The organism is Amycolatopsis sp. lyj-112, assembly GCF_046549055.1.
GTDB lineage: Bacteria > Actinomycetota > Actinomycetes > Mycobacteriales > Pseudonocardiaceae > Amycolatopsis.
In genome coordinates this window covers 13,797-38,673 of sequence record NZ_JAJPWS010000021.1, presented here as the reverse complement: position 1 = coordinate 38,673, position 24,877 = coordinate 13,797, and the positions used below count along the sequence as shown (strand labels likewise).

The following is a 24,877-nucleotide window of genomic DNA, read 5'->3' as shown; positions in this document are numbered from 1 at the left end:
AGAAGATCTTGCGCCGGGCGGGTTCCGTATGGCTTTGGTCCTTGATCAGCGCGGTGGTCGCGGCCGCACTCGGCACCGCGATCAATTTCGCGACCGACCTGAAGACCGATTTCCTGGCCTGGGGTCTCGTTGTCGCCTTCACCCTCGCGACCGGCATGATCACCGGCGTCTCGCAATCCCTGATCACCCGGAATCGCGAAAACGCGGCTGAACCCGGCGCGGGGACCACCACGATCTACGGCAACGTTCAGCATTCACAGGTGAATTTCTGGCTCGTTATCCTGATTCTCGGTATCGCGGGTTCCTTGCTGGCGGCGACCCTCATCGGCGTTCACTTCTCAGGGTCACTGCTGACCTCCGGCTCGCCGCGGCCCGCCGTCACCGAACCGCTGCTCGACTCTCCCCCGTCGACGAGGACGGCTCCACTGCCGGAGCCCACTCGCACCCTGACCACGACGCGGATCCCGACGCCGACGCCGGTGACCGAGCCCCGGCCGTCCGGCCTGACCGATTTCGTCACCGCCTACTACCGGCTGATGCCCGACACCCAGGCCGGCTGGCCCCTCATCGGGCCGAACCTGCAGCGCCGCGGACGCGCCGGTTACGAGGCCCACTGGGGCAAGATCGACAAGGTGGACGTCCACCGTGCGACGACCACTTCGGCCACGACCGTCGAGGTCCGGATCACCCTTCACTACCGCGACGGCCGCCCCGCTCCGACGGAGACCCACGAACTGACCGTCGTGCCCTGCGACGACGGCCCGTGCATCGACGCCGACACCCTGATCAGCGCGAAATAGCGATCGCCACCGCCCTGCCGCGGTTTAGGGTCGGGATCATGTCGGCACTTCCGCGCGGTGGCCGTCCCGCCGAGGCACTGGTCGCGATCGAAGCGAGCATCGACGAAAGCTGGCGGGATCTTCTCGCCGAGTACGGCGTCGATGCCAGGACCGCCGGGGAAACCGACCTCGCCGAACTCGTCGTCGCCGACACGTCCGCGTTCCCGTGGCGTGTGGTCGACGCCGCTTTCGCCAGGCTGAGCTGTCCCGACTGCGGCAACGGACTCGGCTCGGGTCCGCGCGGCTGCGTGAAGTGCGATCAGGCCGACGGTTTCCGGTTCGCGGCGATCGAGGTCGACCGTCCGGCCACCCCGCCGGGTACCGAGCACGGGCTCCGCGTCGCCTCCGCCGTCGCGCGAACCCGGCATCGCTACGGGCCGCGCGCTCGCTGTGGATTCGAACTCGGGCTTCCCGGACTGATCGAGGGCAAGTTGCCCACCACGCCGCAAGCGCAGGCTTACCGGGCGGCGATCAACAAGCTCACCGAGGAGGAGTGCGAGCGCCTCACGTCGCTCGACCAGCTAGGCGGAAGATGATGGCCGCGCCGAACGCCTCCGAGGACGGTACGAACGGGGCGCCGTCGGCGGTCCTGCTCAACGAGAACGCCGTGCCGCGCAAGAACTCCTCCGTGGACGCGAGGTCCCGCACGGCCACGGAGCAGGCGACGAGCGCGGGCAACGCGGTCACGCGTTCTCCCGGCAGCAGATCCGCCAGCCTGGACGCCGGCACCAGCGTCAGCCGCGCGCCGTCGAGGTCGAAGATCCACGCCGGGCCGTCCGGGTGGACCGGGCGATCGAGATACCGCTCGTACCGGGCGACGACCGCCGTGAGGTCGTCGTCGGCCACGCACAGCACGGCTTCCGCGAGCGCGATCGCCCCGTTGGGATGCTCCGCCACCCGGTGCCCCTGGATCTCCCTGTCGAGATCCGCGACCACACCGACCCGGCCTTCCGCGACCGAACCCGGCCGCGCGCCGGCGCCGTCGATCTCCAGATAGCGGACGCTCTCGGCCACCACACCGGCCTCGGTCTCGACCGGGCGCCGCACCGTGTTCACCCCGCCGTGCCCGACGCCGGACGCGGACAGCCTCGTGGCCGCCGCGTCGATGTCGGGCGACGAGAACATCAGGATGTGCAGGCCCGCGAACCGGTCCAGGCAGGCGGCCAGGTTGTCACTCGTGGTGGCGATCTTCTCGACGAGCACCGGCAGCACCTCGGGCGGCGCCGCCAGCGGGACGACATGCGCGTCGGTCGGGACGCGGTCGCCCTCTCGCACGGGCGTCGCGAGTTCGAGGAAACCGTCGGCGAAATCGGCGTGGGTGTTGGCCGCTCCGAACGGCTCCGGTTCGCCGCCTTCCCGGCGGGCCATCGCCGGATAACTCGGCGGCGGCAGCACGAAACCCAGGCGCCGGTAGCACTCGAGGGCGGCCGGCATGTCGCCGACGACATGGCCGACATGGTGCAGACGTGCGATGTCGCGTCCCATGCCGGTCAGCCTAGATGAGTGATTCCGTGAAGGTCGCGTGAAGTGCGAGGACTCTCTGTCCGTCCATAAAGGACGCTTGCTGGACCAAAATGTCCGATTAGCTACTGCATATCCTTATTCGCGAGTCCGCGAGGGCCACCTTGAGGGACTCTGAGTCCCTCAAGGTGGCCCTCACGGACTCGTCTACGGTCGCCTCGATCGGCCGGGGGCAAGCATGTAGCAGGCCCGCTCACACCGACTTCACGGAATCACTCATCTAGGGTGTCCACGCCGGACAGGCGGGACATCGGTCAGCTCGCGCGGCGAGTCAGCACCTTCTTCCCGCTGCCGTCATCCCCGGCCGCCCACGCCGCGAGACGCGGTCCCACCTTTGGCGGAAACGACCCGGGGCCAGGCCGCCGGACGTCAGTAGTCGTCGCGTCCGGTGAAGTGCTGCTCGAGCACTTCCGCCGAACCCGCGACGAGTTCGAGCGGGTCGGTGAACTCGTTGATGTCGAGGTTCACCAGCGGCAAGGAATGGCGCAGCACCAGGTGTTCGCCCATGACCGCCGCTCCCCCGACCACGATCGTGTTGCCGATCTCGATCAGAACACTCGCCAGGTCCACCTCGGAGGCGCGAGCGAACGGCGTCGCGATCTGCACCCAGTCCTCACGGCGGTCGAGGATCTCCCTGGCGATGACCACGGTCTGGGCCCGCTCTTCGTAGTCGTCGTCGCCGTAGGACAACCGAATCCGAATTTCGTCCGGTTCGTCCTTGATCACCCGATATTCGTGCCGTACGAACGCGACCAGATCGGCCCATTCCGCCATTGAATCCGTCCTCCCTGACAGTCGAAGATCGAAGACTATCGACTGCGGACAACGCGAAACCGGGCTCAGCCGGTAATCACCCGGACAGCTGCCGCCCGTGCGTGTTCCCACGCCCGATATGTCGCACCGTGGAGTGAAGCGCGACCTACGAGATCGGCTGGTCGTGAGCGCGTGAGGGCCACCCGCAGGGACTCTGAGGGGGCCCTCACGCACTTCCTCGGCTCAGCCGCCTACCGGCACCCCCGCCCGTGCTTCCTGCGCGGAAAGCGGCCGCAGCGACAGCGTGTACTCATAGGTGCTGTCCGGCTGGACCTGGCTGCGTTCCCGGACCGGGTTGGGCGTGTCACCGACCCCGGTCACCGCGTGGCTCGCGTGCAGCGTGAACCAGCCCTTGTTGCGCTGCAGCTGGAACGGGTACGCCGCCCGGTCGAGGTCGTCGAACGGCGTCACGCTCACGTCGTTCGCTCCCCCGACCAGCAGCCCGCCGGTCCGGCCGTCGGTCAGCAGCGCCCACCGGCTGTCGGTGTGGTTGCCGTGGTCCTGCGGCCGGTGGTAGTCGACGTACTGCTGATCCACCGTGCTGGACTGCACCCCGATCGGCGTCCCGTCCTTACGGTCGATGTAGCTCTCGGCCTTCCGTCCGTACCAGGCGAACCGGTCGTAGCGGTCCGGCACGGCGAGTGAGACGCCGATCCGGGGCAGGTACGGCAGGGTGCGCACGCTCCCCTGCGGCACCACCCGGTTGCCGAGGCTCAGCGTCCCGGTCCGGTCGACTGCATAGGTCATCGTCTGGTCGAACCACGCCCCGGTGACGTCCGGAGCCGCGACCCGGCTGTCCACGATCACCCGCACGCTCCGCGAGCCGTCCTTCTCGACCCGGACGCCGGTGACCGTGGTCTTCAGCCGGTCGAGGCCGGCCTTGCGCCAGTCTTCACCTTCGGCCCGGCCCCAGGCGAAGGTCTCGTTGCTGATCGGCGCCCGCCACGCGTCGAGCTGCGGTCCGCCGCTGAGCAGTTCCTTGCCCTGGTGCCGGATCGACGACAACGCTCCCGTCGTCTTGTCCACTTTGTACGTGACCCCGGCGGCCGACGCCGTCACCGAACCTGCGTCTTCCGCGACAGCGACGGACTTCCCGTCGAACGGCGTCCGGTCCAGGCCGGGAACCTTCTTGCCGCCCAAGGAGAACTGGTCGTGCGCCAGGATGTGACCTCGCGCGAGCATCGGCTCGCCCTGGGTGGTCACGGCCTCGACGGTGAGGAACCGTTCGCGGTCGGCCGGGTTCGCCGGTACGGGCAACGGGATCTTCCCGGTCGCCCCGGCACCGACCCGCAACGGCTGTTCGCCGCGGGCGACGACCCGGGAGCCTTCCTGCACCCGCCACCGCAGGTTCAGTTCGTCGGTCCCGCGGAACTGCCGCTCGTTGGTCACCGACAGCGCGCCGCCGGAGTAGGCGAACCGGATGGGCTGATGCGCCCACGCCATCTGCGCGGTCTCCGGCTGTGCCGACCGGTCCGAGCCGATCAGACCGTCCACACCGGACAGACTGGAGCCGTACGACAGATGACTCCCCTTGTCGGCGATGCTGTCGAAGTCCAGCGCCAGCACCGCCCCGCCGGCCGGGTCTCCGCCGGCCAGTTCGGCCGCGGCCAGCGGACGGTCGTAGATACGGACGTCGTCGACGGCACCACGTCCCATCCACCCGATGGTCGAGGGGTCGTTCCACGACGTCTCGAAGTCACGGCCGACGTTGACCTCGGCCGAGGACGAGTCGATCGCCCCGGTGAACGGCTTGTTCCCGATCTCCTTGCCGTCGAGGTAGAGCCGCAGGGCCGTGCCGTCGTAGGTACCGCTCACCCGGTGCCAGTTCCTGTAGAAGTCGGCGGGGACCTTGGCCTGGACGGCCTGCCACGTTCCACTGTGGATGAAGAACTCCAGGGTGTCCTGTGTCTTCATCTTCAGCGCGTACTGGTGGTCGCCCTTGCCGAGGATGCGGAAGTCACCGGTCCATTTCCCCGGTTTGACCCAGGCGTCGAGGGTGATCGCCTTGCCGGTGATGTCGAGTTTCCGGTCGCGGTAGACCTCGACGAAATCGTCCAATCCGGACAGACCCAGGGCCTTTCCGCGATGGCCGTCGACCACGTCCGGTTTCCCGGACAGGTGGGCCGAGATGTCGTTGCCCGAGGAGTCCGGAGTGGTCCGGATCCGCTGGCGGATGTTCTGCTCGGCCCAGTCCCAGATGAACCCGCCCTGGGTCTGGGGATTCGCGCGGATGGTGTCCCAGAACTCCCGGAAGTTGCCGAGGCTGTTGCCCATGGCATGGGCGTACTCACCGAAGATCAGCGGTTTCGTGGTGTTCTTCGCCTGTTCGGCGAACTTCTCCGGGGACGGATACCGCGGCCCCCAGACATCGGCGAAAGGTGCGTCGCCGTCCGGATTGTTGGACTGGTGGTAGATCGGCCGGGTCGGGTCGTTCGCCTTCAGCCATTCCGCCAGCGCGAAGTGATGCGCACCGAGACCGGCCTCGTTGCCGGTGTCCCACAGGAAGACGCTCGGGTGGTTCTTGTCCCGCTCGACCATCCCGATCATCCGGTCGAAGAACGCGTCCCGCCAGGCCGGATCGTTCGCCTGGCAGTAACTCGCGCAGTTCTCGTGGTTGTGGGTCTCGATGTCGATCTCGTCGTCGATCCAGAGCCCGTGGCGGTCGGCGAGTTCGTAGAAGTACGGGTCCGACGGGTAATGCGAGGTCCGCACCGCGTTGACGTTGAGCTGCTTCATCAACGCGACGTCGCGTTCCTGCGCCCGGCGAGGCACATACCTGCCGTGATCCGGGTCGGTCTCGGCGCGGTTGACGCCCTTGAACAGCACCCGCTTCCCGTTGACCAGCAACTGCTTGTCCCGGATCTCGATCTCGCGGAACCCGACCGTCTCGCTGGTGATGTGCGTGACCCGGCCGTCGGGCCCGGTCAACGTCAGGACGGCGGTGTAGAGATTCGGTGTCTCGTCGGTCCATTTCGCCGGGTCGCGCACCGACAGGTTGAGTGCGGTCTTGCCGCCCGGATCGACGTCCCCGCTCGTCGTCCCGACCTCCTTCCCCGCCGCGTCGCGCAGGCTCAGCCCGACGCGATGCCTGCCCGTCGTGCCGCCGGATTTGGTGGCGACTTCGACCGAGGCCTTCAGCGTGGCGTCGACATACCTCGGGTCGAGATCGGTCGTCAGCCCGACGTCCTGGAGGAACGTCGACGGCGTCGAGTGCAGGGTCACCGAGCGGAAGATGCCCGAATACCGCCACTGGTCGACGTCTTCGAGGTAGGCGCCCGCGCTCCAGCGGTGCACCTGCACGGCGATCCGGTTCGGGCCCGGCCGCAGGGCGGACGAGATGTCGAACTCGGCGGGCGTGTAACCGCCCTGGTCGTAGCCGATGTACCGGCCGTTGACCCAGACGAAGTACGCCGAGGTGACACCTTCGAAGCGCACGAATGTCTCGCGCTTCGTCCAGTTCGCCGGCAGCGGGAAGTCCTTGACATAGGCGCCGGTCGGGTTGACGTCACGCGGGACGCGCGGCGGATCGTCGGGCTGGATCTCGGTGGCGATGTTGCGAAAGATCGGGTGGTCCAGACCGTCGGTCTGCCAGGTGTGCGGGACGGACACCTCGCGCCACCGCGACGCGTCGTAGCCGTCTTCGTGGAAGCCCGCCGGGACCTGGGAGGGGTTGTCCGCCATGGCGATCCGCCACTTGCCGTCGAGCGACATCGTGTACGGAGAGCGTTCGTCGCGGCGGGCCGCGGCGGAAACGTCCGCGTAGGGACGCAGATTGGCGTGAGGTGGCTCCTGTCCTTCGGCCACCTTCCGGGGATCGTCGAGATAGGACTGGACGTCGGCGGGCCCCCCGGCCGCGGCCGTGGATCCGGCCGCGACCAGGGTCCCGGCGAGAACCGCCAGGACCAGGACGATGGGGCGTGTTCGCAGCACTGCGTTCGACCTCCCGATGAGAGTTCAGCTGAGAGTTCAGCTGAGCCGGAAGCTGACCCGTTGACGATCCCGTACCCCGGTACCGGGACGGAAGGGCAAGATCCTTCCATTGTCGTGGGCCAAATAGGTGGCAGATTCGCCGGTCAGCCGGAACGACACCGCCTGACGGTCCGCCAGGCCCGGCACCTGGGTGAAACTCGCCGTCCGGCCGTACGCGTCGCTCTCGTCATACGGATCGACCCGGACCGTCGAGCCGTCCACCACGCGGACGTAGCGGTCCGGGAAGTTCACCGACTGCAGCGCGACGGTGCCCGCGCCCCGGAATCCCGCCACCACACGGAACTGCGAGTCCGCCAGCTCCCGGACATCGCCGTCGACGGTCAGCCGGTATTCGTAGTGCCGCACGAAGAGCGCCGGAGCGTCCAAAGGGGACAGCCGGACGCACGGCCCGCCCTTGCCGACCGGCACACCGAAACTCGGGGTGCCGTCGTCGTTCCAGTACAGGCGCTGAACCCTGGTGTGCCGGTTCGGGTCGTACAGCGGATCGCCGGTGATGTCCCGGTAGTCCCGCGCGTGGTAGACCAGCACATCCGTCCGGCCGTCCTCGGCGACGGTGAACGAGTTGTGCCCTGGCCCGTACTGCCGCGTCGCCTCGTTGGTGGTGAACACCGGCTGCGGCGACTTCGTCCACGAGCGCGGGTCGAGCAGGTCCGAACGCTCGTCGGCCGTCAGGAGCCCCATGCAGTAGCGGGAATCGGTGGCGCTGGCCGAGTAGGTCATGAACACCCGCCCGTTGCGGACGAGTACCGCCGGCCCTTCGTTGACCTTGAACCCCTGGATCTCCCACGGGAGCGTGGGTACGGCGAGCCGGACCGGTTCGCCTTTGAGCGCCAGCGGCGACGCCATCTCGGCCAGGTAGAGATTGCTGTTGGTCTCGATCCCCGGTTCGCTCTGTGCCCAGGCGAAATACCGCTTGCCGCGATGCTCGAACGTCGTCGAGTCGAGGGTGAAGGTGTCCCACTTGGTCACCATCTGCCCGCGCAGCACCCAGGTGTCCGCCCGGGGATCGTCCGATGTGGACTCGAGGATGTAGGTGCGGATCCGGAACACGTTGTCCGAGTCGCCCGCGGCGAAGTAGACGTACCAGCGGCCGTCGATCCGGTGCAGTTCCGGCGCCCAGATATGGCCGCCCATCTTACCCGACGACGGACGCCGCCAGATCGTCTTCTCCCTGGCCGTGGCCAGGCCGTCGATCGTGGAGGAACCCCGCACGACGAGGCGGTCGTATTCGGGCACCGAGCCGGTCAGGTAGTACATCCCGTTGACCGGCCGGGTGATGAACGGATCGGCCCGCTGCTCGACCAGTGGGTTCCGCGTGGTCAACGACGCGGGAGCGGCTTCGGCGGCACTGGCCGTGCCGGACGCACTTGTCGACAGGGTGCCGACGGCGGTGGCGGCCAGAACTCCGCCACCCGCTCTGAACAGGTCGCGTCGGTCGATGGTCATGGTCATCCCCTCACTCGGGCCGGGAAGCGCAGGAAGGTCACGGAGTTCGGCGGGAAGGTGTAGCTGAAGGTGTTCGCCACCCCGGAGAATCGCGACTCACGCGGCTGGATCGGCGTCACGAAAGCGGTGTTGACGTCGTCGGGCGAGCCCTGCAACGTCGTCACGCGGGCGGTCGAGCCGGGCTGGACGCGGGTGCCGAGATCGACCTTGGTCCGAGCGGCGGTGTTCTGGGCGTTGACGACCTTGACCACGAGTTCGCCGGTCTTGACGTCGCGCGTGACGACCTGGCGGAACGGCTCGGCGACCTTGTCGTCGGTGAACGAGCCCCACTTCTGCCCGTCCAGGAACAGGGTCACCTGACGGCCCCGGACCTCGACACGCAGGTCGTACTGCCTGTCTGTCTCGATCTTGGTGTCGTTCTGCAGCAAGGTCTCCTTGGCTCCGCCTTCGGTCTTCTCGACGGCGGAGACGGTGTTGTTCCAGCCCCCGAGGTTCCACCAGTAGTTGTTACCGCTGTCCTTGACCCCGAACGAGACCAGGAAGCCTTCCCGTCCGGCGGTCTTGGTCGCCTTGACCGAGAAGTCGTAGTTGTTCCACCGAGGATCGCCCGCCGTCACCAGGGTGTTCTCCGCGGCCTGGTCGGACTGGACGTACGCGCCGTCGGACACCGCCCAGGATCCGCGTCCGGCCGCTTTCGTCCACCGTGAATCGTCACCGGAGAAGTCGTCGGAGAACAGCCGCGTCCCGTCGGCCCCGGTGACCTTCACGTCGTCGTAGGCCGCGCTCGTGGCCCAGGTCGACAGGCCGATCGCGCCGGAGATCGGCGCCACCGTCACCGGTGTCGAGGACGCCTTGCTGGGCACCACGTGGTCGCCGGCGTTGGTCATGAACAGTTTCTGCGTCTCGTAACTGGCCGAACTCCACGACCGCTGGTTGTCGAACCAGATCATGTCCGGTTTCCATTGCACGTAATCGGTGTTCGCCAGCAGCGGCGCGTACGACGCGAGTTTGACGACGTCGGCGTTGCGTTCCAGCCCGGTCATGTACGCGGCCTCGGCCAGCGCGTTGCCGAACTTGTTGTCCAGTGACGCGTACTCCCCCAGGAACACCTTGGGACCGTTGCGGTCGTACGAGTCGTAGCGCTGGTTGTTCTGCAAGAACCACTGCGGGCTGTTGTAGTAGTGCTCGTCGACCATGGCGACCTTCGCGCCCCGGTTCAGCTCCCACAGCCTGTCGAACGTCGTCCCGGTGTCGTCCGGCCCGGAGTTGCCGATCACCGTGATCCCGGGATACTTCGCCGCGATCGCCTTGCGGAACTCGGTGAAGCGGGCGAAGTACTCGTCCGGCAGGTTCTCCTCGTTGCCGACGCCGAGATGCGTCAGGTTGAACGGCGCCGGATGCCCCATCTCGGCCCGCTTCTTGCCCCAGGGCGAGGTGACCGGGCCGTTGGCGAACTCGATCAGGTCAAGGGTGTCCTGGATATGCCGCTGCAGCAACGCGGGATCGTCGGTCGCCCGGTTCTGCCCGCAGCCGGTGACCAGCGCGGGCACCACCGGCAGCGGCATCGCGCCGATGTCCTCGGAGAACTGGAAGTACTCGTAGTAGCCGATGCCGTAGGACTGGTTGTAGCCCCAGAAGTTCGCGTTCGTGGCCCGCTGTTCGACCGGGCCGATCGTGTCCTTCCACTGGTACGAGCGCTTCCGCTCCCAGTTCGGCGCCTCGTAGCCCTGGTGGCTGCCGGTGTTGACGAGGCAGCCGCCCGGGAACCGGACGAACCCGGGCTTGAGCGCGGCGACCTTCTCCGCGAGATCCGGCCGCATCCCGTTGGGCCGGTTCTTGTAGGTGTCGCGCGGGAACAGCGAAACCTGGTCCAGCCGCAGCGTCCCGCCGCCGGACGCGGTGAGCGCGAGCCTGCCCAGCGCGCTCGACTCCCTCGCCCGGACGGTCCCGGTGTACTTCACCCAGCCGTCGCCGCGGACCTGCACCCGCGCCGGATCGGCGAGCGCCTTGCCCGCCGGGTCGGTGACCGCCACCGTGAGCGGCGTCCCCGCCGTCCGGTCGGTCCGGGCGAACACCGAGAAGTCGTACTGCTTGCCCTTCTCGACCCGGATTCCCGAGTTGTAGCCGGAATTCGCGACGCCGTATTCACCGCTGGACAGGTCGAGCCGCAGGTAGCGCCGGTTGCGTTCGTTGAGCCGCCGGCCATCGTCGGCCACCGACACCGTCCCGGTTCCCCCGCCGAGCGACGTGGGTGCCCACGACGTCAGCGAGGTGTACGACGCGTTGTCGGCCTTGTCGTATTCGAAAGACCGGTTCTGCACGAGTTCGGCGTACAGACCGCCGTCCGCGGCACGGTTGATGTCCTCGAAGAAGACTCCGTACATCGAGCGGTCGATCGTGGCACCACGGCCCGCCGCGTCGACGGCGAGCGTGTAGTCGGTCGTCGGAGTCTGACCCGACGCCGTCGGGACGGGGACGAGGACACCTGCGGCGAGGGTCAGGGACAGCACACTGATCCGGGCGAACCTGCTGCGCACAGCACTTCCTTTCGCTTCTTTGCGAGGAAACCGGGAGGCCGGCCCTTGGCGGGGGCCGGTCCCGTGGCAGAGGTTGCGAAAGCCACTTTCGCAACGTCAGCGGCTAGTGAGGAAGGGGGGGTCGTGAAGCAGGGGGTCGTGAGTGGCACCGTCAGGCGGCGATCCTCGCCCGCCGTTTGGTCCAGATGTCGTAGGCGACGGCGGCCAGCAGCACGAACCCCTTGACCAGGTTCACGCTCTCGGTCGGCGCGCCGATGAGGGACATGCCGTTGTTGATCACGCCCATGATGAGGCCGCCGGTGATCGCGCCGACCACCTTGCCGACCCCGCCCTGGACCGCCGCGCCGCCGATGAAGGCCGCCGCGATCGCGTCGAGTTCGAACATGTTGCCCGCGGTGGGCCCGGCCTGGTTGAGCCGCCCGGCCACGATGATCCCGGCGAGCGCGGCGAGCACGCCCATGTTGACGAAGATCCAGAACGTCACCGCCTTGACCTTCACGCCGGACAGCGTCGCGGCCTGGAGGTTCCCGCCGATGGCGTAGATGTGGCGGCCGAACACCGCGCGCGTCGTCACCACCGAATAGCCGATCACGAGCACCGACAACAGGATCAGCACCCACGGCAGGTTCTTGTACCGCGCCAGCTGGATCACCACGAACAGCACGACGACGGCCGCGGCGGCGATCTTCAGCAGGAACATCGGCAGCGGGTCGACCTCCTGCAGATAGTTCAGCCGCGCCGTGCGCTTGCGCCATTGCGAGAAGACCGCACCCGCGATCGCCAGGATCCCGACGAGCAGGCTGACCAGGTCGGCGCCACCGAGCGCGCCGAGGCCGATGTTGCCGAGGTAGCCGCCGGTGAACCCGTTGGCCAGGGTCCGCACCGGGTCGGGGAACGGGCCGATCCCCTGGTTCCCGAGCACGGTGAGGGTGAGCGCGCGGAAGATCAGCATCCCCGCCAGCGTCACGATGAACGCGGGGATGCCGAAGTAGGCGACCCAATATCCCTGCCAGGCCCCGATCACCGCGCCGACGACCAGCGTGATGAGCAGCGCCAGTGGCCACGCCATGCCGAAGTCGACCATCAGCACCGCGGAGATGGCGCCGGTCAGCGCCACCACCGAACCGGCCGAGAGGTCGATATGCCCGGCGATGATGATCAGGATCATGCCGATCGCGAGGATCAGCACGTACGAGTTCTGCACGATCAGGTTCGAGATGTTCTGCGGTTCCAGCAGCGCGCCGCCGGTGAGGATCGAGAACAGCACGACGATCAGCGCGAACGCGACGTAGATGCCGCTTTGGCGTGGGTTGAACGAGATCCGTCGCGGCGCCCTGGCCGGCGCGGATCCCTTCTCGTCCGGGACACCCGCGATCGTGTCTGCGGAGGCGGTGCTCATGACTTACTCCTGTTCCCTGGTCATCGCGCGCATGAGGACCTCCTGCGTCGCTTCGGCCCGGCCGACCTCACCGGTGATCCGGCCCGCGGACAACGCGTAGATCCGGTCGCACAGCCCGATCAGCTCCGGCAGCTCGGACGAGATGACCAGGACGGCCTTTCCCTCGTCGGCGAGGCGGTTGATGATCGTGTAGATCTCGTACTTCGCGCCGACGTCGATGCCGCGTGTCGGCTCGTCGAGGATCAGCACGTCCGGATCGGTCAGGATCCATTTGGACAGCACGACTTTCTGCTGGTTGCCGCCGGACAGCGTGCCCGTCACGCTCTTCACGTCCGGGGCCTTGATGTTCATGCTCTTGCGGAATTCCTCGGCGACACGGTGTTCTTCGTTCTCGTCCACCCAGCCGCGGCGGGCGAGTTTGCCCAGCGCGGCACCGGAAACGTTGCGCTGGATGTCCTCGATGAGGTTCAGCCCGTAGCGCTTCCGGTCTTCGGTGGCGTAGGCGAGCCCGTGCCCGACGGCCTCGCCGACCGTCCGGGCCTCGATCTCCTTGCCGTCCTTCACCAGGCGTCCGGAGATGTCCTTTCCGTACGAGCGGCCGAACACGCTCATCGCGAGTTCGGTCCGCCCGGCACCCATCAGCCCCGCCAGGCCGACGATCTCGCCGCGACGCAGCGTCAGGCTCGCACCGTCGACGACCACCCGGCCGTGCTGGGACGGGCTGTGCACGGTCCAGTCCTCGATCCGCAGCACTTCGTCGCCGATCCGCGGTTCTCTCGGCGGGAAACGGTTCTCCAGCTTCCGCCCGACCATTCCGGAGATGATCCGGTCTTCGGTGACCTCGGCCGCGTCCAGCGTCTCGATCGTCCTGCCGTCGCGCAGGATGGTGATCGAGTCGGCGATCGCGGCGATCTCGTTGAGCTTGTGCGAGATCAGGACACAGGTGACGCCGTCGTCCCGCAGGCCGCGCAGCAGTTCGAGCAGATGCGCCGAGTCGTCGTCGTTGAGCGCGGCGGTCGGCTCGTCGAGGATCAGCAGCTTGACCTCTTTGGACAGTGCCTTGGCGATCTCGACCAGTTGCTGTTTGCCGACACCGATGTCGAGCACCGGCGTGACCGGGTTCTCCCGCAGCCCGACACGGCGCATCAGCTCGCCGGCCTTCTGGTTGGTCCGGTTCCAGTCGATCAGGCCGCCGCGCGCCTTTTCGTTGCCGAGGAAGATGTTCTCCGCGATGGACAACTGCTGGCAGAGGGCGAGTTCCTGGTGGATGATCACGATGCCGCGGCGTTCGCTGTCGCGGATCGCGGAGAACGCGCACGGTTCGCCGTCGAAGACGATCTCGCCCTCGTACGAACCGTGCGCGTAAACACCCGAAAGCACCTTCATCAGCGTGGACTTGCCCGCGCCGTTCTCGCCGCAGATCGCGTGGATCTCTCCCCTGCGCACCGACAGGTTCACGTCCTGCAGCGCCTTGACCCCGGGGAAGGTCTTGGTGATTCCCCGCATCCGAAGGATTTCGTCGGTCACTTCTACTACCTCAGCTGTTCCGCTTTGTAATAGCCGGAGTCGATGAGTTCCTTCTGGTAGTTCCCCTTGTTGAGGATCACCGACTCCAGGAGGAACGACGGGACGACCTTCTGGCCGTTGTTGTAGTCGGTGGTGTTGTTGGTCTCGGCCTTGCCGCCCTTGAGCACCGCGTCGGCCATCTTGACCGTGGTCTCGGCGAGCTTGCGGGTGTCCTTGAAGATGGTCGAGTACTGCTCACCGGCGATGATGGACTTCACCGAGGCGACCTCTGCGTCCTGACCGGTGACGACCGGGTACGGCTGCCCCGGCGTGCCGTAGCCGTTGCTCTTGAGCGCCGAGAGGATGCCGATGGAAAGCCCGTCGTACGGCGAAAGCACGCCCTGCACCTTGTCGCCCGAGCTGTAGGTCTTGGTCAGCAGGTCTTCCATGCGCCGCTGCGCGGTCGCCGCCTGCCAGCGCAGGATCGCCGCGACGTTGAACGCGGTCTGGCCGCTCTTGACGACCAGCGTCCCGTTGTCCAGGTAGGGCTTCAGCACCGACATGGCGCCGTTGAAGAAGAACGTCGCGTTGTTGTCGTCCGGCGAGCCGGCGAAGAGTTCGACGTTGAGCGGCCCCTTCGCCTCACCCGGTGAGCCGTCCTCCTTGAGCACCTTGAGGCCGGTGAGCAACGACGTCGCCTGCTGCACGCCGACCTTGAAGTTGTCGAAGGTCGCGTAGTAGTCGACGTTCGGGGTGTTGCGCAGCAGCCGGTCGTAGGCGATGACCGGGATCTTCTTGTCCGCCGCCTCCTGCAACTGCGTGGTGATGGCGGTGCCGTCGATCGAGGCGATCACGAGCAGCTTCGCACCCTTGGTGATCTGGTTCTCGATCTGGTTCACCTGGGTGGGATGTCATCCTCTGCGTACTGAAGGTCGACCTGGTAGCCCAGCTTTTCCAGTGCCGCCTTGATGTTGTCGCCGTCGTGGATCCAGCGTTCCGACGACTTGGTCGGCATGGTGACGCCGACGAGACCGCCCGCGGCACCGCTCGGGGCGGCCTGCTGGTCGGCGGTCTTCTCACTCGAACCGCAGGCGGTGAGCGCGGCGCCGAGGCCGACCGCCATGGCCAAAGTGGCCAGTTTCGTGAACTTCATTGTTCCTTCTTTCCGGTGGGGACCGTTCAGAAACCCTGTGCGAGCCGGTAGTACGCCTGGTTCCAGCGCATCCGGTCCGCGATCGACGCGGGCGTCGTCGCCTGGTCGATCACCAGCAGTTCGACGTCGAGCATGGTGGCGAAATCGCGGATCGTTTCGGCGCCGACGGCCTGGGTGAGCACCGTGTGGTGCGGGCCGCCCGCGGTGATCCAGGCTTCGGCGGACGTCGCCAGCGACGGCGCCGGCTTCCATACCGCGCGGGCCACCGGCAGGTTCGGCAGCGGTTCGTCGGGTACGACGACCTCGACTTCGTTGGCCACGAGGCGGAACCGGTCGCCGAGGTCGGCCATGCCGATCACCACGGCGTCGCCCGGGGCGGCGTCGAACACGAGCCGGACCGGGTCCTCGCGGCCTCCGATTCCCAGCGGGTGGATCTCGCACGACGGCCGGGACACGGCGATGCTCGGGCAGACTTCGAGCATGTGCGCGCCGAGGATCTTCGGTTCGCCGGGGCCGAAGTGGTAGGTGTAGTCCTCCATGAAGGACGTTCCGAACGCCGAGTCGCGGCCCATCGCCTTCACCGCGGTCAGCAGCGCGGACGTCTTCCAGTCGCCTTCACCACCGAAGCCGTAGCCGTCGGCCATGAGCCGCTGCACGGCCAGCCCGGGAAGCTGCCGCAAGCCGCCGAGGTCTTCGAAGTTGGTGGTGAAGGCGCCGAAGCCGCCGCGGGTGAGGAAGGTGCGCAGTCCCCGCTCGATCCGCGCCGCGTACCGCAGGGATTCGTGCCGCTCCCCTGCCTTGGCCAGTTCCGGCGCGAGCGCGTACGAGTCGGCGTACTCCTCGACCAGCGTGTCGATCTCGGCCTCCGGCACCGCGTCGACCAGCGCGACGAGTTCGTTGACGCCGTAGGTGTTCACGGAGACGCCGAACTTCAGTTCCGCCTCGACCTTGTCCCCGTCGGTGACCGCGACGTCGCGCATGTTGTCGCCGAACCGGGCGAGCTTGAGCGAGCCGATCGTCTGGCGCCCGACGGCCGCGCGGATCCACGCGTCGATCCGGGCGGCGACCGAAGGATCGGCGGCGTGCCCGGCGATGGTCTTGCGCGGCACACCGAGCCTGGTCTGGATGTAGCCGAACTCGCGGTCGCCGTGCGCGGCCTGGTTCAGGTTCATGAAGTCCATGTCGATGGACTGCCACGGCAGGGCTTCGTTGAGCTGGGTGTGCAGGTGCAGCAACGGCTTTCGCAGCACGTCCAGCCCGGTGATCCACATCTTGGCCGGGGAGAAGGTGTGCATCCACGCGATCACGCCGACACAGGCGTCGTCGGCGTTGGCTTCGAGCATCACGCGCCGGATCGCCGACGGCTCGGTGAGCACCGGCTTCGAGACGATCTCGGCGGAGACCCGGCCGGTGTCGGCCAGCATCCGCTGGATCTGCAGCGACTGCCCCGCGACCTGTTCGAGGGTCTCCTCGCCGTAGAGCGCCTGGCTTCCGGTGAGGAACCAGACCTCGGTCTTCCGCTGTGTGCTCACTTCTCTCCCTGCTGGCCGTAGACGTTCTGGTAACGCGCGTAGAGCCGGTCGATGTCCTCTGAGGACAGTGGTTCCGGCTTCCCGAACGCGGAAGCGATGTGGACGGTTCTCGCGACGTCTTCGACCATCACGGCGGCCTTGACCGCGTCCCGCGCGGTCCGGCCGACGGTGAACGGGCCGTGGTTGCGCATCAGCACCGCGGGCGAGCGGCTCGACCGCAGCGTCTCGACGATCCCCCGGCCGATCGAGTCGTCGCCGATCAGCGCGAACGGCCCGATCGGGATCTCCCCGCCGAACTCGTCGGCGATCATCGTGAGCACGCAAGGGATCGCTTCCCCCCGCGCCGCCCATGCGGTGGCGTAGGTCGAATGCGTGTGGACGACGCCGCCGACCTCCGGCATGTGCCGGTAGACGTAGGCGTGCGCGGCGGTGTCCGACGACGGCGCGAAGTCACCGTGGACGACCTTGCCGTCCAGGTCGGTGACGACCATCGTGTCGGCGGTCAGTGCGTCGTAGGAGACGCCGGACGGCTTGATCACCATCAGGTCGTGGCCCGGAACCCTGGCCGACACGTTGCCCGCGGTCCAGATGACCAGTTCGTACCGAGTCAGGTCGCCGTGCAGGCGGGCGACGGTGTCCCGCAACTCTTCGAAGGTGTCCGTGATCTCGACGGCGAGACTCATCGGTTCTGTCCTTTCCGGACGGACGCGGCCGCGCGGCGGCGGGCGGCGAGGCGATGCATGACGTCGTTGGCGCCGCGGCCGAAGTAGTCGTGCAGCTCGGCGTACTCGCGGTAGAGGTCGTCGTAGGCCTTGACGTTCTCGGCGATCGGCCGGAAGACGGCGCGGTGGACCGAGCCCATCGCGGCGGCCGCGGCCGGGACGTCCGGGTGCGCTCCCGCGGCGACGGCGGCGTGGATCGCCGAACCCAGCGCGGGACTCTGCGTGGATCCGGCCACCGACAGCGGCAGGTTCGTGACGTCGGCGTAGATCTGCATCAGCAGGACGTTCTTGACCAGGCCGCCGGCGACGATCAGTTCGGTCACCGGGACGCCGGCGCGTTCGAAGGTCTCGACGATCGTCCTGGTCCCGAACGCGGTCGCTTCGAGCAGCGCGCGGTAGGTGTCCTCGGCGCGGGTCGCGAGCGTCTGCCCGACGACCACCCCGGACAGTTCGTGGTCGACCAGCACCGACCGGTTCCCGCTGTGCCAGTCCAGCGCGACCAGGCCGTGCTCACCGATCTCCTGCGCCGAGGCGAGCCGGGTGAGCAGTTCGTGGATCGAGACCCCGGCCTCTTGGGCGTCGTGCACATAGGACGACGGCACGCCATGGTCGACGAACCACGCGAAGATGTCGCCGACACCGCTCTGCCCGGCCTCGTAACCCCACTGCCCGGAGACGATGCCGCCGTCGACGACGCCGCACATTCCCGGTACCTCACGCAGTTCGGCACCGTTCATCACGTGACAGGTGGAGGTGCCCATGATCGCGACCATCTGACCGGGCTCGACAGCCTGCACGGCCGGCGCGGTGACATGCGCGTCGACGTTGCCGACGGCGACCGCGATACCTTCCGGCAGCCCGGTCCACTCGGCGGCTCCGGCACTCAGGATTCCAGCCTTGTCGCCGAGCGCGCCCAGCGGATGCGTGAGCTTCTCGTCCACAAAGGACCCGAAGCCCGGCGACAGCTCCTCCAGAAACTCGGCGCTCGGATAGTGCCCGTCCTGAAGGATCCCCTTGTACCCGGCGGTGCAGGCGTTGCGGACGTAGGTCCCGGTGAGCTGCCAGACGATCCAGTCGGCCAGCTCCACCCAGTGCCGCATCCGCGAGTACACCTCGGGTGCCTCTTCGAAGATCTCCAGTGCCTTGGCGAACTCCCACTCCGAGGAGATCAGCCCGCCGTAGCGCGGGAGCCAGGATTCGCCGCGTTCCCGGGCCAGCGCGTTGATCCGGTCCGCCTGCGGCTGCGCGGAATGGTGCCGCCACAGCTTCACGTAGGCGTGCGGTTCGCCGGCGAACTCGATCAGCTCGCACAGCGGTGTGCCCTGGCCGGTCGTCGGCACCATCGTGCAGGCGGTGAAATCGGTCCCGATCCCGACCACGTCGGCGGGATCCACCCCGGCCGCGCGGATCGCCTCCGGTACGGCTGTGCGGAGGACGTCGACATAGTCCGACGGCACCTGCAGCGCCCAGTCCGGCGGCAGCCCGTGACCGGTCTCCGGCAGGATCCGGTCGATCACGCCGTGGCGATACTCCGAAACCGCGCTGCCCAGCTCCGCGCCGTCGCGGACCCGGACCACGACGGCCCGGCCGGACAGCGTCCCGAAGTCGACGCCGACGACCAGCGGTTCCCCTGTACTCACTTCTTCTCCCGCACTGTTAGCGTTCACATTCGTGGCCGAGCACCACCGGGAAGGCGGTGGCGGCGATTTCTAGGCGCGTCTGCTCACGAGCCGTTGCAGGACGATGAAGACGAACAGCAGCGCCCCCGTGATGATCGAGGTCCACCAGGAGTTCAGCGTGCCGTCAAAGGTGATCAGGGTCTGGATGATGCCGAGCACCATGATCCCGAGCACCGTGCCGAGGACGTAACCGGAACCGCCCGTGAGCAGCGTTCCGCCGATGACGACGGCCGCGATCGCGGTCAGTTCCAGCCCGACGCCGTTGAGCGGGTCGCCGGAGGACTTGTACAGCACCAGAAGCAGGCCACCGAGCGCCGAGCAGAACCCGCTGAGTGTGTAGACCGAGATCCTCGTGCGGCCGACGTTCAGCCCCATCAGCAGGGCCGACTTGGGGTTGCCCCCGATCGCGTAGACCGTCCGGCCGAACCGCGTTCCATAAAGGACATACGCCGCGACGGCGACCACCACGAACGCGACGACCACGCCGATCGAGATATGCAGTTCAGCACCGAGCGGGATCTGCGTCTGCGCGAGACTCGCGACCGTCGGATCGTCGATGGAGTACGCCTGCGTGCTGATCGTGTAGCAGAGCCCTCGTGCGAAGAACATCCCGATCAGGGTGGCGATGAACGGCTGGATCTCGAAGACCTGGATCAGCACGCCCATCCCGAACCCGAGCGCCGCGCCGATCGCGAGTACCGCCGGGATCACCGCGAGCACCGGCCAGCCCTGGTTCTGCAGCAGATCGGCGGAGACCACTGTGGACAGCGCGACCACCGAGCCGACGGAGAGGTCGATCCCGCCGGTGAGGATCACGAACGTCATCCCGACCGCGACCACCAGCAGGAAGGCGTTGTTGATGAACAGGTCGAGCACGACCTGGCCGGAGCCGAACGCCGTGTAGCTCGACGCGCCGTAGACGTACGCGCCGATGAGCATCGCCATCGTCGCCAGGATCGGCAGGTGCCGCTGCCTCGGCCGGTATTCCTTTACGCGAGTCAGCATGGTGGTCATACCGCTGCCTCCACCTTCTCGGGCTGAGCGACGGGCGCGACGGCTGCCGGTTTCCTTCGCCTGCCGAACTTCTTGCGGAACGCCGGCGACTGCAGCAGGCAGACCGCCAGCACGACCAGCGCCTTGAACAGCATGATCGCCTGGGGCGCGATGCCGAGGGCGTAGACGGTGGTGGTCAGCGTCTGGATGAGCAGCGCGCCGATCACCGACCCGGTGAGCGAGAACCGGCCGCCGGTCAGCTGCGTCCCGCCGATGACGATGGCGAGGATCGCGTCGAGTTCGATGAACTGCCCGGCGTTGTTGCCGTCGGCGCTGTGCACGTTCGCGCTGATCATCAGCCCGGCGATCCCGGCGCACAGCGCGCAGAAGACATAGGTGAGCCAGATGAGGCGCGTCGAGCGCAGCCCGGCGAGCCTGCCCGCCTCCGGGTTGCCGCCCACGGCTTCCACCAGCAGGCCCAGCGCGGACCGGCGGACCAGCACCGCGGCGATGGCGAACACCGCGAGGGCGAGGAGGATCGCGCTCGGCAGGCCGAAGGTGAACCCGCTGCCGATCCATTCGTACGGCCCGGAATTGATGGTGATGATCTGGCCGCCGGTGATCAGCTGGGCGATCCCGCGCCCGGCCACCATCAAGATCAGTGTCGCGATGATCGGCTGGATGCCCAGCACCGCCACGAGCCAGCCGTTCCACGCGCCGAGCGCGATGGCCAGGCCCAGCGCCATCCCGACCGCGGCGAGTGTCCCGCCGACGCTGTTCTGGTCACCGAGACCGCTGATGTGCAGGCATGCGAGCGCGCCGCTGATCGCCACCACGGCACCGACGGAGAGGTCGATCCCCCGCGTCGCCACCACCAGGGTCATGCCGATCGCGATGAGGATCAGCGGCGCCCCGTTCTTCAGGATGTCGATCAGGTTCCCGTACAGGTGCCCGTCGCGCAGTTCGATGGCGAAGAAGGCGGGGTGGGCGATGAGGTCGCCCAGCAGCAAGGCCAGCAGTGCGACGACGGGCCAGAACAGCCGTTGTTTCGGCAAGTTCGACAATGTCTTCATCGGGGGACTCCTTCCGCCATCGTCGCCATGACCTGGTCCGCGGTCAGCGAATCGTTGTCCAGCACCGCGACCACCGCCCGGTCGCGCAGCACGACCACGCGGTGACTGAGCCGCAGCACTTCCTCGAGTTCGGCGGAGATGAACACCACGGCCATCCCGTCGCCTGAGAGCTGGGTGACGAGCCGCTGGATCTCCGTCTTGGCGCCGATGTCGATGCCGCGCGTCGGCTCGTCGAGGATCAGCAGCCGGGGTTCGGTGATGAGCCACCGCGCGAGCAGCACCTTCTGCTGGTTCCCGCCGCTCAGGTCACCGACCTTCGCCTCGGGATTGGCGGGCCGGATGTCGAGCGTCTCGATGTAGCGCTCGGCGATCTCGTCCTGCCGCCGTCGCGAGATCGGCCTCGCCCAGCCCCGGGAAGCCTGTAGCGCGAGCACGATGTTCTCGCGCACGGTGAGTTCCTCGACGAGGCCCTCGGTCTTGCGGTTCTCCGAGCAGAAGGCGATGCGGTGGTCGAGCCCGGTCCGCGGGGTCTTCAGGGACACGGGCTCGCCGTTGATCCGCACCGCGCCGCTGTCCGCGTGATCGGCCCCGAACAGCAGCCGGGCCAGTTCGGTGCGGCCGGAACCCAGCAGCCCGGCCAGGCCGACGACCTCGCCTTCCCGGATGTCGAGCGAGAACGGGGCGACACCGCCCTTGCGGCCGACGTCGCCCGCTTCGAGGAACACCGGCGCGCCTGCCACGTCGGACCGGCTGTGGCCGGCGTCCTCGATGTCTTCGAGCGCGGCGAGTTCCTTGCCGATCATCCTGGTCACCAGATCGACCGGGGTGATCTCCTCGGTCCGGTACTCGCCGATGAGCTTCCCGTTGCGCAGTACCGTCATCCGGTCCGCGACGGCGAAGACCTGTTCGATGAAGTGGGAGACGAACAGGATCGCCATCCCCTGATCCCGCAACGACCGCACCACGTTCAGCAGTTGCTCGACCTCACCGGCGTCCAAACTGGACGTCGGCTCGTCGAGGACGAGGACCCGCGCCTCGACGTCGAGCGCCCTGGCGATCGCGACGAGTTGCTGCACCGCGATCGAGCAACTGCTCAGCTCGGCCGAGACGTCCACCTCGACGTCCAGCCTGGCCAGCAGCGCGGCCGCCCGGCGGCGCATCTCGCGCCAGTCGATCCGGCCGCGCCTTCGCGGCTCCTTGCCCAGGCAGATGTTCTCCGCCACCGAGAGGTTCGGGCAGAGGTTCACTTCCTGATAGACGGTGCTCACGCCGGAGCGCTGAGCCTCGCCGGGGCCGCTGAACGCGACCTGGGCCCCGGCGAGTTCGATCGAGCCCGCGTCCACTCCGTACACACCGGTGAGCACCTTGATCAAGGTGGACTTGCCGGCGCCGTTCTCGCCCATCAAGGCGTGCACCTCACCGGGGAACATCCGGAAGGAGACGTCGTCGAGGGCGACCACACCGGGGAATTCCTTCCGGATGTGGCTCATCCGCAGAAGTGCGGTGGGCTCTGTCATCGTCCGGCCTTTGTCAGTACTGGCGCTGCGGCAGCGCGGCCTTCGCGGCCGCCTGGTCGAATTCGGTCTCGGCGGTTTCGATGCGCGGGGGCACCTGCTCGCCGGCGGCGACCTTCTTCACCAGGTCCATCAGCTGCGGGCCGAGCAGCGGGTTGCACTCGACGACGTGGTTGATCTTGCCGTCGGCCAAGGCCTGCAGCGCGTCGCGGACACCGTCGACGGAGACGATCTTGATGTCCTTGCCGGGCACCTTGCCCGCGGCTTCGATCGCCTCGATGGCGCCGAGCGCCATGTCGTCGTTGTGGGCGTAGAGCACGTCGATCTTGGGCTGGGACTTCAGGAAGGCCTCCATGACCTCCTTGCCCTTGGCGCGGGTGAACTCACCGGTCTGCGAGGCGACGACCTTGTACTTCGGCTCGGACGCGATGACTTCGGCGAAGCCCTTCTTCCGGTCGTTCGCGGGCGCGGAACCGGTGGTGCCCTGCAGTTCGACGATGTTCACGTCACCGGCCGCCGAACCGAACTCCTTGGTCAGCCACTGCCCGGCCTTCTTGCCCTCGGCCACGAAGTCCGAACCGAGGAAGGTCTTGTAGAGCGTCTTGTCCTGCGAGTCGACGGCCCGGTCGGTCAGGATGACCGGGATGTTCGCCGTCTTCGCCTCCTTGAGCACGGTGTCCCAACCGGACTCCACGACCGGCGAGAAGGCGATCACCTTGACCTTCTGCTGGATGTAGGACCGGATCGCGGTGATCTGGTTCTCCTGCTTCTGCTGCGCGTCGGAGAACTTCAGCTCGATCCCGGCCGCCTTCGCGGAATCCTGGATGGACTTGGTGTTCGCCGTCCGCCAGCCGCTCTCGGCGCCCACCTGAGCGAATCCGAGGGTGATGGCCCCGCCGTCACCCGTTCCGCCACCACCGCCACACGCCGTGAGCACCAGCAGCCCGGCCATTCCGGCCACGATCGACGTCAACGATTTTCTTGACACATCGACTCCTAGATCTGCACTGATCATTTGAGTTAGCGTTAACAGTTGAGAGTGAAGCCGCCTTGCGGACGGCTCCGGTGCTACGAAATGCCGGTGCTCTCCCGCACGATCAACTCGGGGACCACCAGGTCACGTGCTCGTTCCTCGCCACCGTTCATCCGGCGGCGCAGGAGTTCGAAAGTGCGCCTGCCGACTTCGACGAAGTCCTGGCGCACGGTCGTCAGCGGAGGCGTGTAGTACGCCGCCTCGGGCACGTCGTCGAATCCGACGACGCGCATCTCCCCCGGCACGTTCACCCCGGCCTCGGTACAGGCGCGGAGAAAACCGAGGGCCATCTGATCGTTGCCGACGAAAACCGCGTCCAGCCCCTTTTCGCCGACGAGGGATCGCCCCGCCGCGTACCCGGAACGCGCGCTCCAGTCACCCCGGACGACGGGCGGGATCCGCGCGCCGCGCCGCTGCAGGGTTTCTCGCCAGCCGCGCTCGCGGTCGAGCGCCTCCAGCCAGTCTTCGGGTCCGGCGACGTGCCAGACGGTCTCGTGGCCGAGCCCGAGCAGGTGCTCGGTCGCGCGGCGGGCGCCGTCGTACTGGTCGACCGAGATCACCGGTACCGGCGCTTCTTCACCGCCGCCGACCGCGACGAGCGGAACGTCCCTGGGGGCCGCTTCGAGGGCGCGCCCGGCGGTGACGTGCGGGGCGATCACGACGATGCCTTCGACGGCCTGGCGCCGCAGGCGCTCCACCGCGTCGGCGATGGACGACCGGCCCGGACGGCTGATGCTCGTTATGGTCGTCGCGTACCCGGCTTCCCTCGCCGCGTGCTCGATCCCGCTCAAGGTGCTGGCCGGGCCGTAGAGGTTCGCCTCCAGCGCGACCACGCCGAGCGTGCCCGAACGGCCGGTGACCAGCGCGCGAGCGACCGAGTTCGGCCGGTAGTCCAGCTGCTCGATCGCGGCGTTGACCCGGACCCGGGTCTCGGCGCGCACCGGGCCGGTGCCGTTGATGACCCGGGAAACGGTCATATGCGAAACCCCCGCGAGCGCGGCGACGTCGGTCAAGCTCGCCTGCTTGCTCGCGGGGGAAACGATCGCTTTGCCATCTCCGCCGACGGTGTCGCGCGCCATCGCCTGCCTCCCATCCGCGTCGCCGGGTACCCCGCCGTGTGACGAGTG

General features: G+C 67.7%; 17 protein-coding genes and 1 pseudogene. 2 read left to right on the top strand and 16 right to left on the bottom strand.

The window, feature by feature from the left end; all coding sequences use genetic code 11:
- Positions 1 to 8 precede the first annotated feature (8 nt).
- Positions 9 to 800 carry a serine/threonine protein kinase gene (locus tag ACLJRL_RS38640; protein ID WP_410661358.1) on the top strand — a complete coding sequence of 264 codons (792 nt, stop codon included), beginning with the start codon at positions 9 to 11 and terminating at the stop codon, positions 798 to 800.
- 38 nt (positions 801 to 838) lie between these two features.
- The gene (locus ACLJRL_RS38635; RefSeq protein ID WP_410661357.1) at positions 839 to 1,375 is read left to right on the top strand and encodes a hypothetical protein; all 537 of its coding nucleotides are present in this window, start codon (positions 839 to 841) and stop codon (positions 1,373 to 1,375) included.
- Here ACLJRL_RS38635 and ACLJRL_RS38630 read toward each other — a convergent pair.
- The 16 genes and pseudogenes from ACLJRL_RS38630 to ACLJRL_RS38555 all read right to left on the bottom strand — a co-directional run bounded on the left by ACLJRL_RS38630 (position 1,344) and on the right by ACLJRL_RS38555 (position 24,829).
- Positions 1,344 to 2,324, bottom strand: a complete 981-nt coding sequence (locus ACLJRL_RS38630; protein WP_410661356.1) for a VOC family protein — start codon at positions 2,322 to 2,324, stop codon at positions 1,344 to 1,346. The genes ACLJRL_RS38635 and ACLJRL_RS38630 overlap by 32 nt on opposite strands.
- Before the next feature lie 405 nt (positions 2,325 to 2,729).
- Entirely contained in the window at positions 2,730 to 3,134 is a 405-nt protein-coding gene (locus tag ACLJRL_RS38625) for a hypothetical protein (RefSeq protein WP_410661355.1), read from the bottom strand.
- A gap of 222 nt (positions 3,135 to 3,356) precedes the next feature.
- Positions 3,357 to 7,103 (bottom strand): glycoside hydrolase family 2 TIM barrel-domain containing protein, encoded by a 3,747-nt coding sequence (locus tag ACLJRL_RS38620; protein WP_410661354.1) that lies wholly within the window; start codon positions 7,101 to 7,103, stop codon positions 3,357 to 3,359.
- A gap of 36 nt (positions 7,104 to 7,139) precedes the next feature.
- Positions 7,140 to 8,609, bottom strand: a complete 1,470-nt coding sequence (locus ACLJRL_RS38615) for a family 43 glycosylhydrolase (protein ID WP_410661353.1) — start codon at positions 8,607 to 8,609, stop codon at positions 7,140 to 7,142.
- Between the two features lie 2 nt (positions 8,610 to 8,611).
- Positions 8,612 to 11,146, bottom strand: coding sequence for an alpha-L-arabinofuranosidase C-terminal domain-containing protein (locus ACLJRL_RS38610; protein ID WP_410661352.1), 2,535 nt, complete (start codon positions 11,144 to 11,146; stop codon positions 8,612 to 8,614).
- Between the two features lie 151 nt (positions 11,147 to 11,297).
- Positions 11,298 to 12,545, bottom strand: coding sequence for a multiple monosaccharide ABC transporter permease (gene mmsB / locus ACLJRL_RS38605; RefSeq protein ID WP_410661351.1), 1,248 nt, complete (start codon positions 12,543 to 12,545; stop codon positions 11,298 to 11,300).
- Between the two features lie 3 nt (positions 12,546 to 12,548).
- Positions 12,549 to 14,072, bottom strand: a complete 1,524-nt coding sequence (gene mmsA, locus ACLJRL_RS38600) for a multiple monosaccharide ABC transporter ATP-binding protein (protein WP_410661350.1) — start codon at positions 14,070 to 14,072, stop codon at positions 12,549 to 12,551.
- A 5-nt stretch (positions 14,073 to 14,077) separates the two neighbouring features.
- Positions 14,078 to 15,204: pseudogene (gene chvE / locus ACLJRL_RS38595) on the bottom strand (multiple monosaccharide ABC transporter substrate-binding protein).
- 26 nt (positions 15,205 to 15,230) lie between these two features.
- Complete coding sequence (gene araA / locus ACLJRL_RS38590) at positions 15,231 to 16,736, bottom strand: L-arabinose isomerase (protein WP_410661349.1); 1,506 nt, start codon at positions 16,734 to 16,736, stop codon at positions 15,231 to 15,233.
- Positions 16,733 to 17,419 (bottom strand): L-ribulose-5-phosphate 4-epimerase, encoded by a 687-nt coding sequence (locus ACLJRL_RS38585; RefSeq protein WP_410661348.1) that lies wholly within the window; start codon positions 17,417 to 17,419, stop codon positions 16,733 to 16,735. Before ACLJRL_RS38585 ends, araA begins: the two co-directional genes overlap by 4 nt.
- Entirely contained in the window at positions 17,416 to 19,098 is a 1,683-nt protein-coding gene (gene araB, locus ACLJRL_RS38580) for a ribulokinase (protein ID WP_410661347.1), read from the bottom strand. Before araB ends, ACLJRL_RS38585 begins: the two co-directional genes overlap by 4 nt.
- Before the next feature lie 69 nt (positions 19,099 to 19,167).
- Entirely contained in the window at positions 19,168 to 20,151 is a 984-nt protein-coding gene (gene yjfF / locus ACLJRL_RS38575) for a galactofuranose ABC transporter, permease protein YjfF (protein WP_410661346.1), read from the bottom strand.
- Complete coding sequence (locus ACLJRL_RS38570; RefSeq protein ID WP_410661345.1) at positions 20,148 to 21,203, bottom strand: ABC transporter permease; 1,056 nt, start codon at positions 21,201 to 21,203, stop codon at positions 20,148 to 20,150. Before ACLJRL_RS38570 ends, yjfF begins: the two co-directional genes overlap by 4 nt.
- Complete coding sequence (locus ACLJRL_RS38565) at positions 21,200 to 22,720, bottom strand: sugar ABC transporter ATP-binding protein (protein WP_410661344.1); 1,521 nt, start codon at positions 22,718 to 22,720, stop codon at positions 21,200 to 21,202. Before ACLJRL_RS38565 ends, ACLJRL_RS38570 begins: the two co-directional genes overlap by 4 nt.
- Before the next feature lie 13 nt (positions 22,721 to 22,733).
- Positions 22,734 to 23,669, bottom strand: a complete 936-nt coding sequence (locus ACLJRL_RS38560) for an ABC transporter substrate-binding protein (RefSeq protein ID WP_410661421.1) — start codon at positions 23,667 to 23,669, stop codon at positions 22,734 to 22,736.
- Positions 23,670 to 23,785: 116 nt separating this feature from the next.
- Positions 23,786 to 24,829 (bottom strand): LacI family DNA-binding transcriptional regulator, encoded by a 1,044-nt coding sequence (locus ACLJRL_RS38555; RefSeq protein WP_410661343.1) that lies wholly within the window; start codon positions 24,827 to 24,829, stop codon positions 23,786 to 23,788.
- Positions 24,830 to 24,877 lie beyond the last annotated feature (48 nt).

Bases quoted from the DNA above. Each gene is read 5' to 3' on its own strand.
- ACLJRL_RS38635 (WP_410661357.1), top strand. From the start codon at position 839: ATGTCGGCACTTCCGCGCGGTGGCCGTCCCGCCGAGGCACTGGTCGCG.
- ACLJRL_RS38630 (WP_410661356.1), bottom strand. From the start codon at position 2,324: ATGGGACGCGACATCGCACGTCTGCACCATGTCGGCCATGTCGTCGGC.
- ACLJRL_RS38625 (WP_410661355.1), bottom strand. From the start codon at position 3,134: ATGGCGGAATGGGCCGATCTGGTCGCGTTCGTACGGCACGAATATCGG.
- ACLJRL_RS38615 (WP_410661353.1), bottom strand. From the start codon at position 8,609: ATGACCATCGACCGACGCGACCTGTTCAGAGCGGGTGGCGGAGTTCTG.
- mmsB (WP_410661351.1), bottom strand. From the start codon at position 12,545: ATGAGCACCGCCTCCGCAGACACGATCGCGGGTGTCCCGGACGAGAAG.
- ACLJRL_RS38585 (WP_410661348.1), bottom strand. From the start codon at position 17,419: ATGAGTCTCGCCGTCGAGATCACGGACACCTTCGAAGAGTTGCGGGAC.
- yjfF (WP_410661346.1), bottom strand. From the start codon at position 20,151: ATGACCACCATGCTGACTCGCGTAAAGGAATACCGGCCGAGGCAGCGG.
- ACLJRL_RS38570 (WP_410661345.1), bottom strand. From the start codon at position 21,203: ATGAAGACATTGTCGAACTTGCCGAAACAACGGCTGTTCTGGCCCGTC.
- ACLJRL_RS38565 (WP_410661344.1), bottom strand. From the start codon at position 22,720: ATGACAGAGCCCACCGCACTTCTGCGGATGAGCCACATCCGGAAGGAA.
- ACLJRL_RS38560 (WP_410661421.1), bottom strand. From the start codon at position 23,669: ATGGCCGGGCTGCTGGTGCTCACGGCGTGTGGCGGTGGTGGCGGAACG.
- ACLJRL_RS38555 (WP_410661343.1), bottom strand. From the start codon at position 24,829: ATGGCGCGCGACACCGTCGGCGGAGATGGCAAAGCGATCGTTTCCCCC.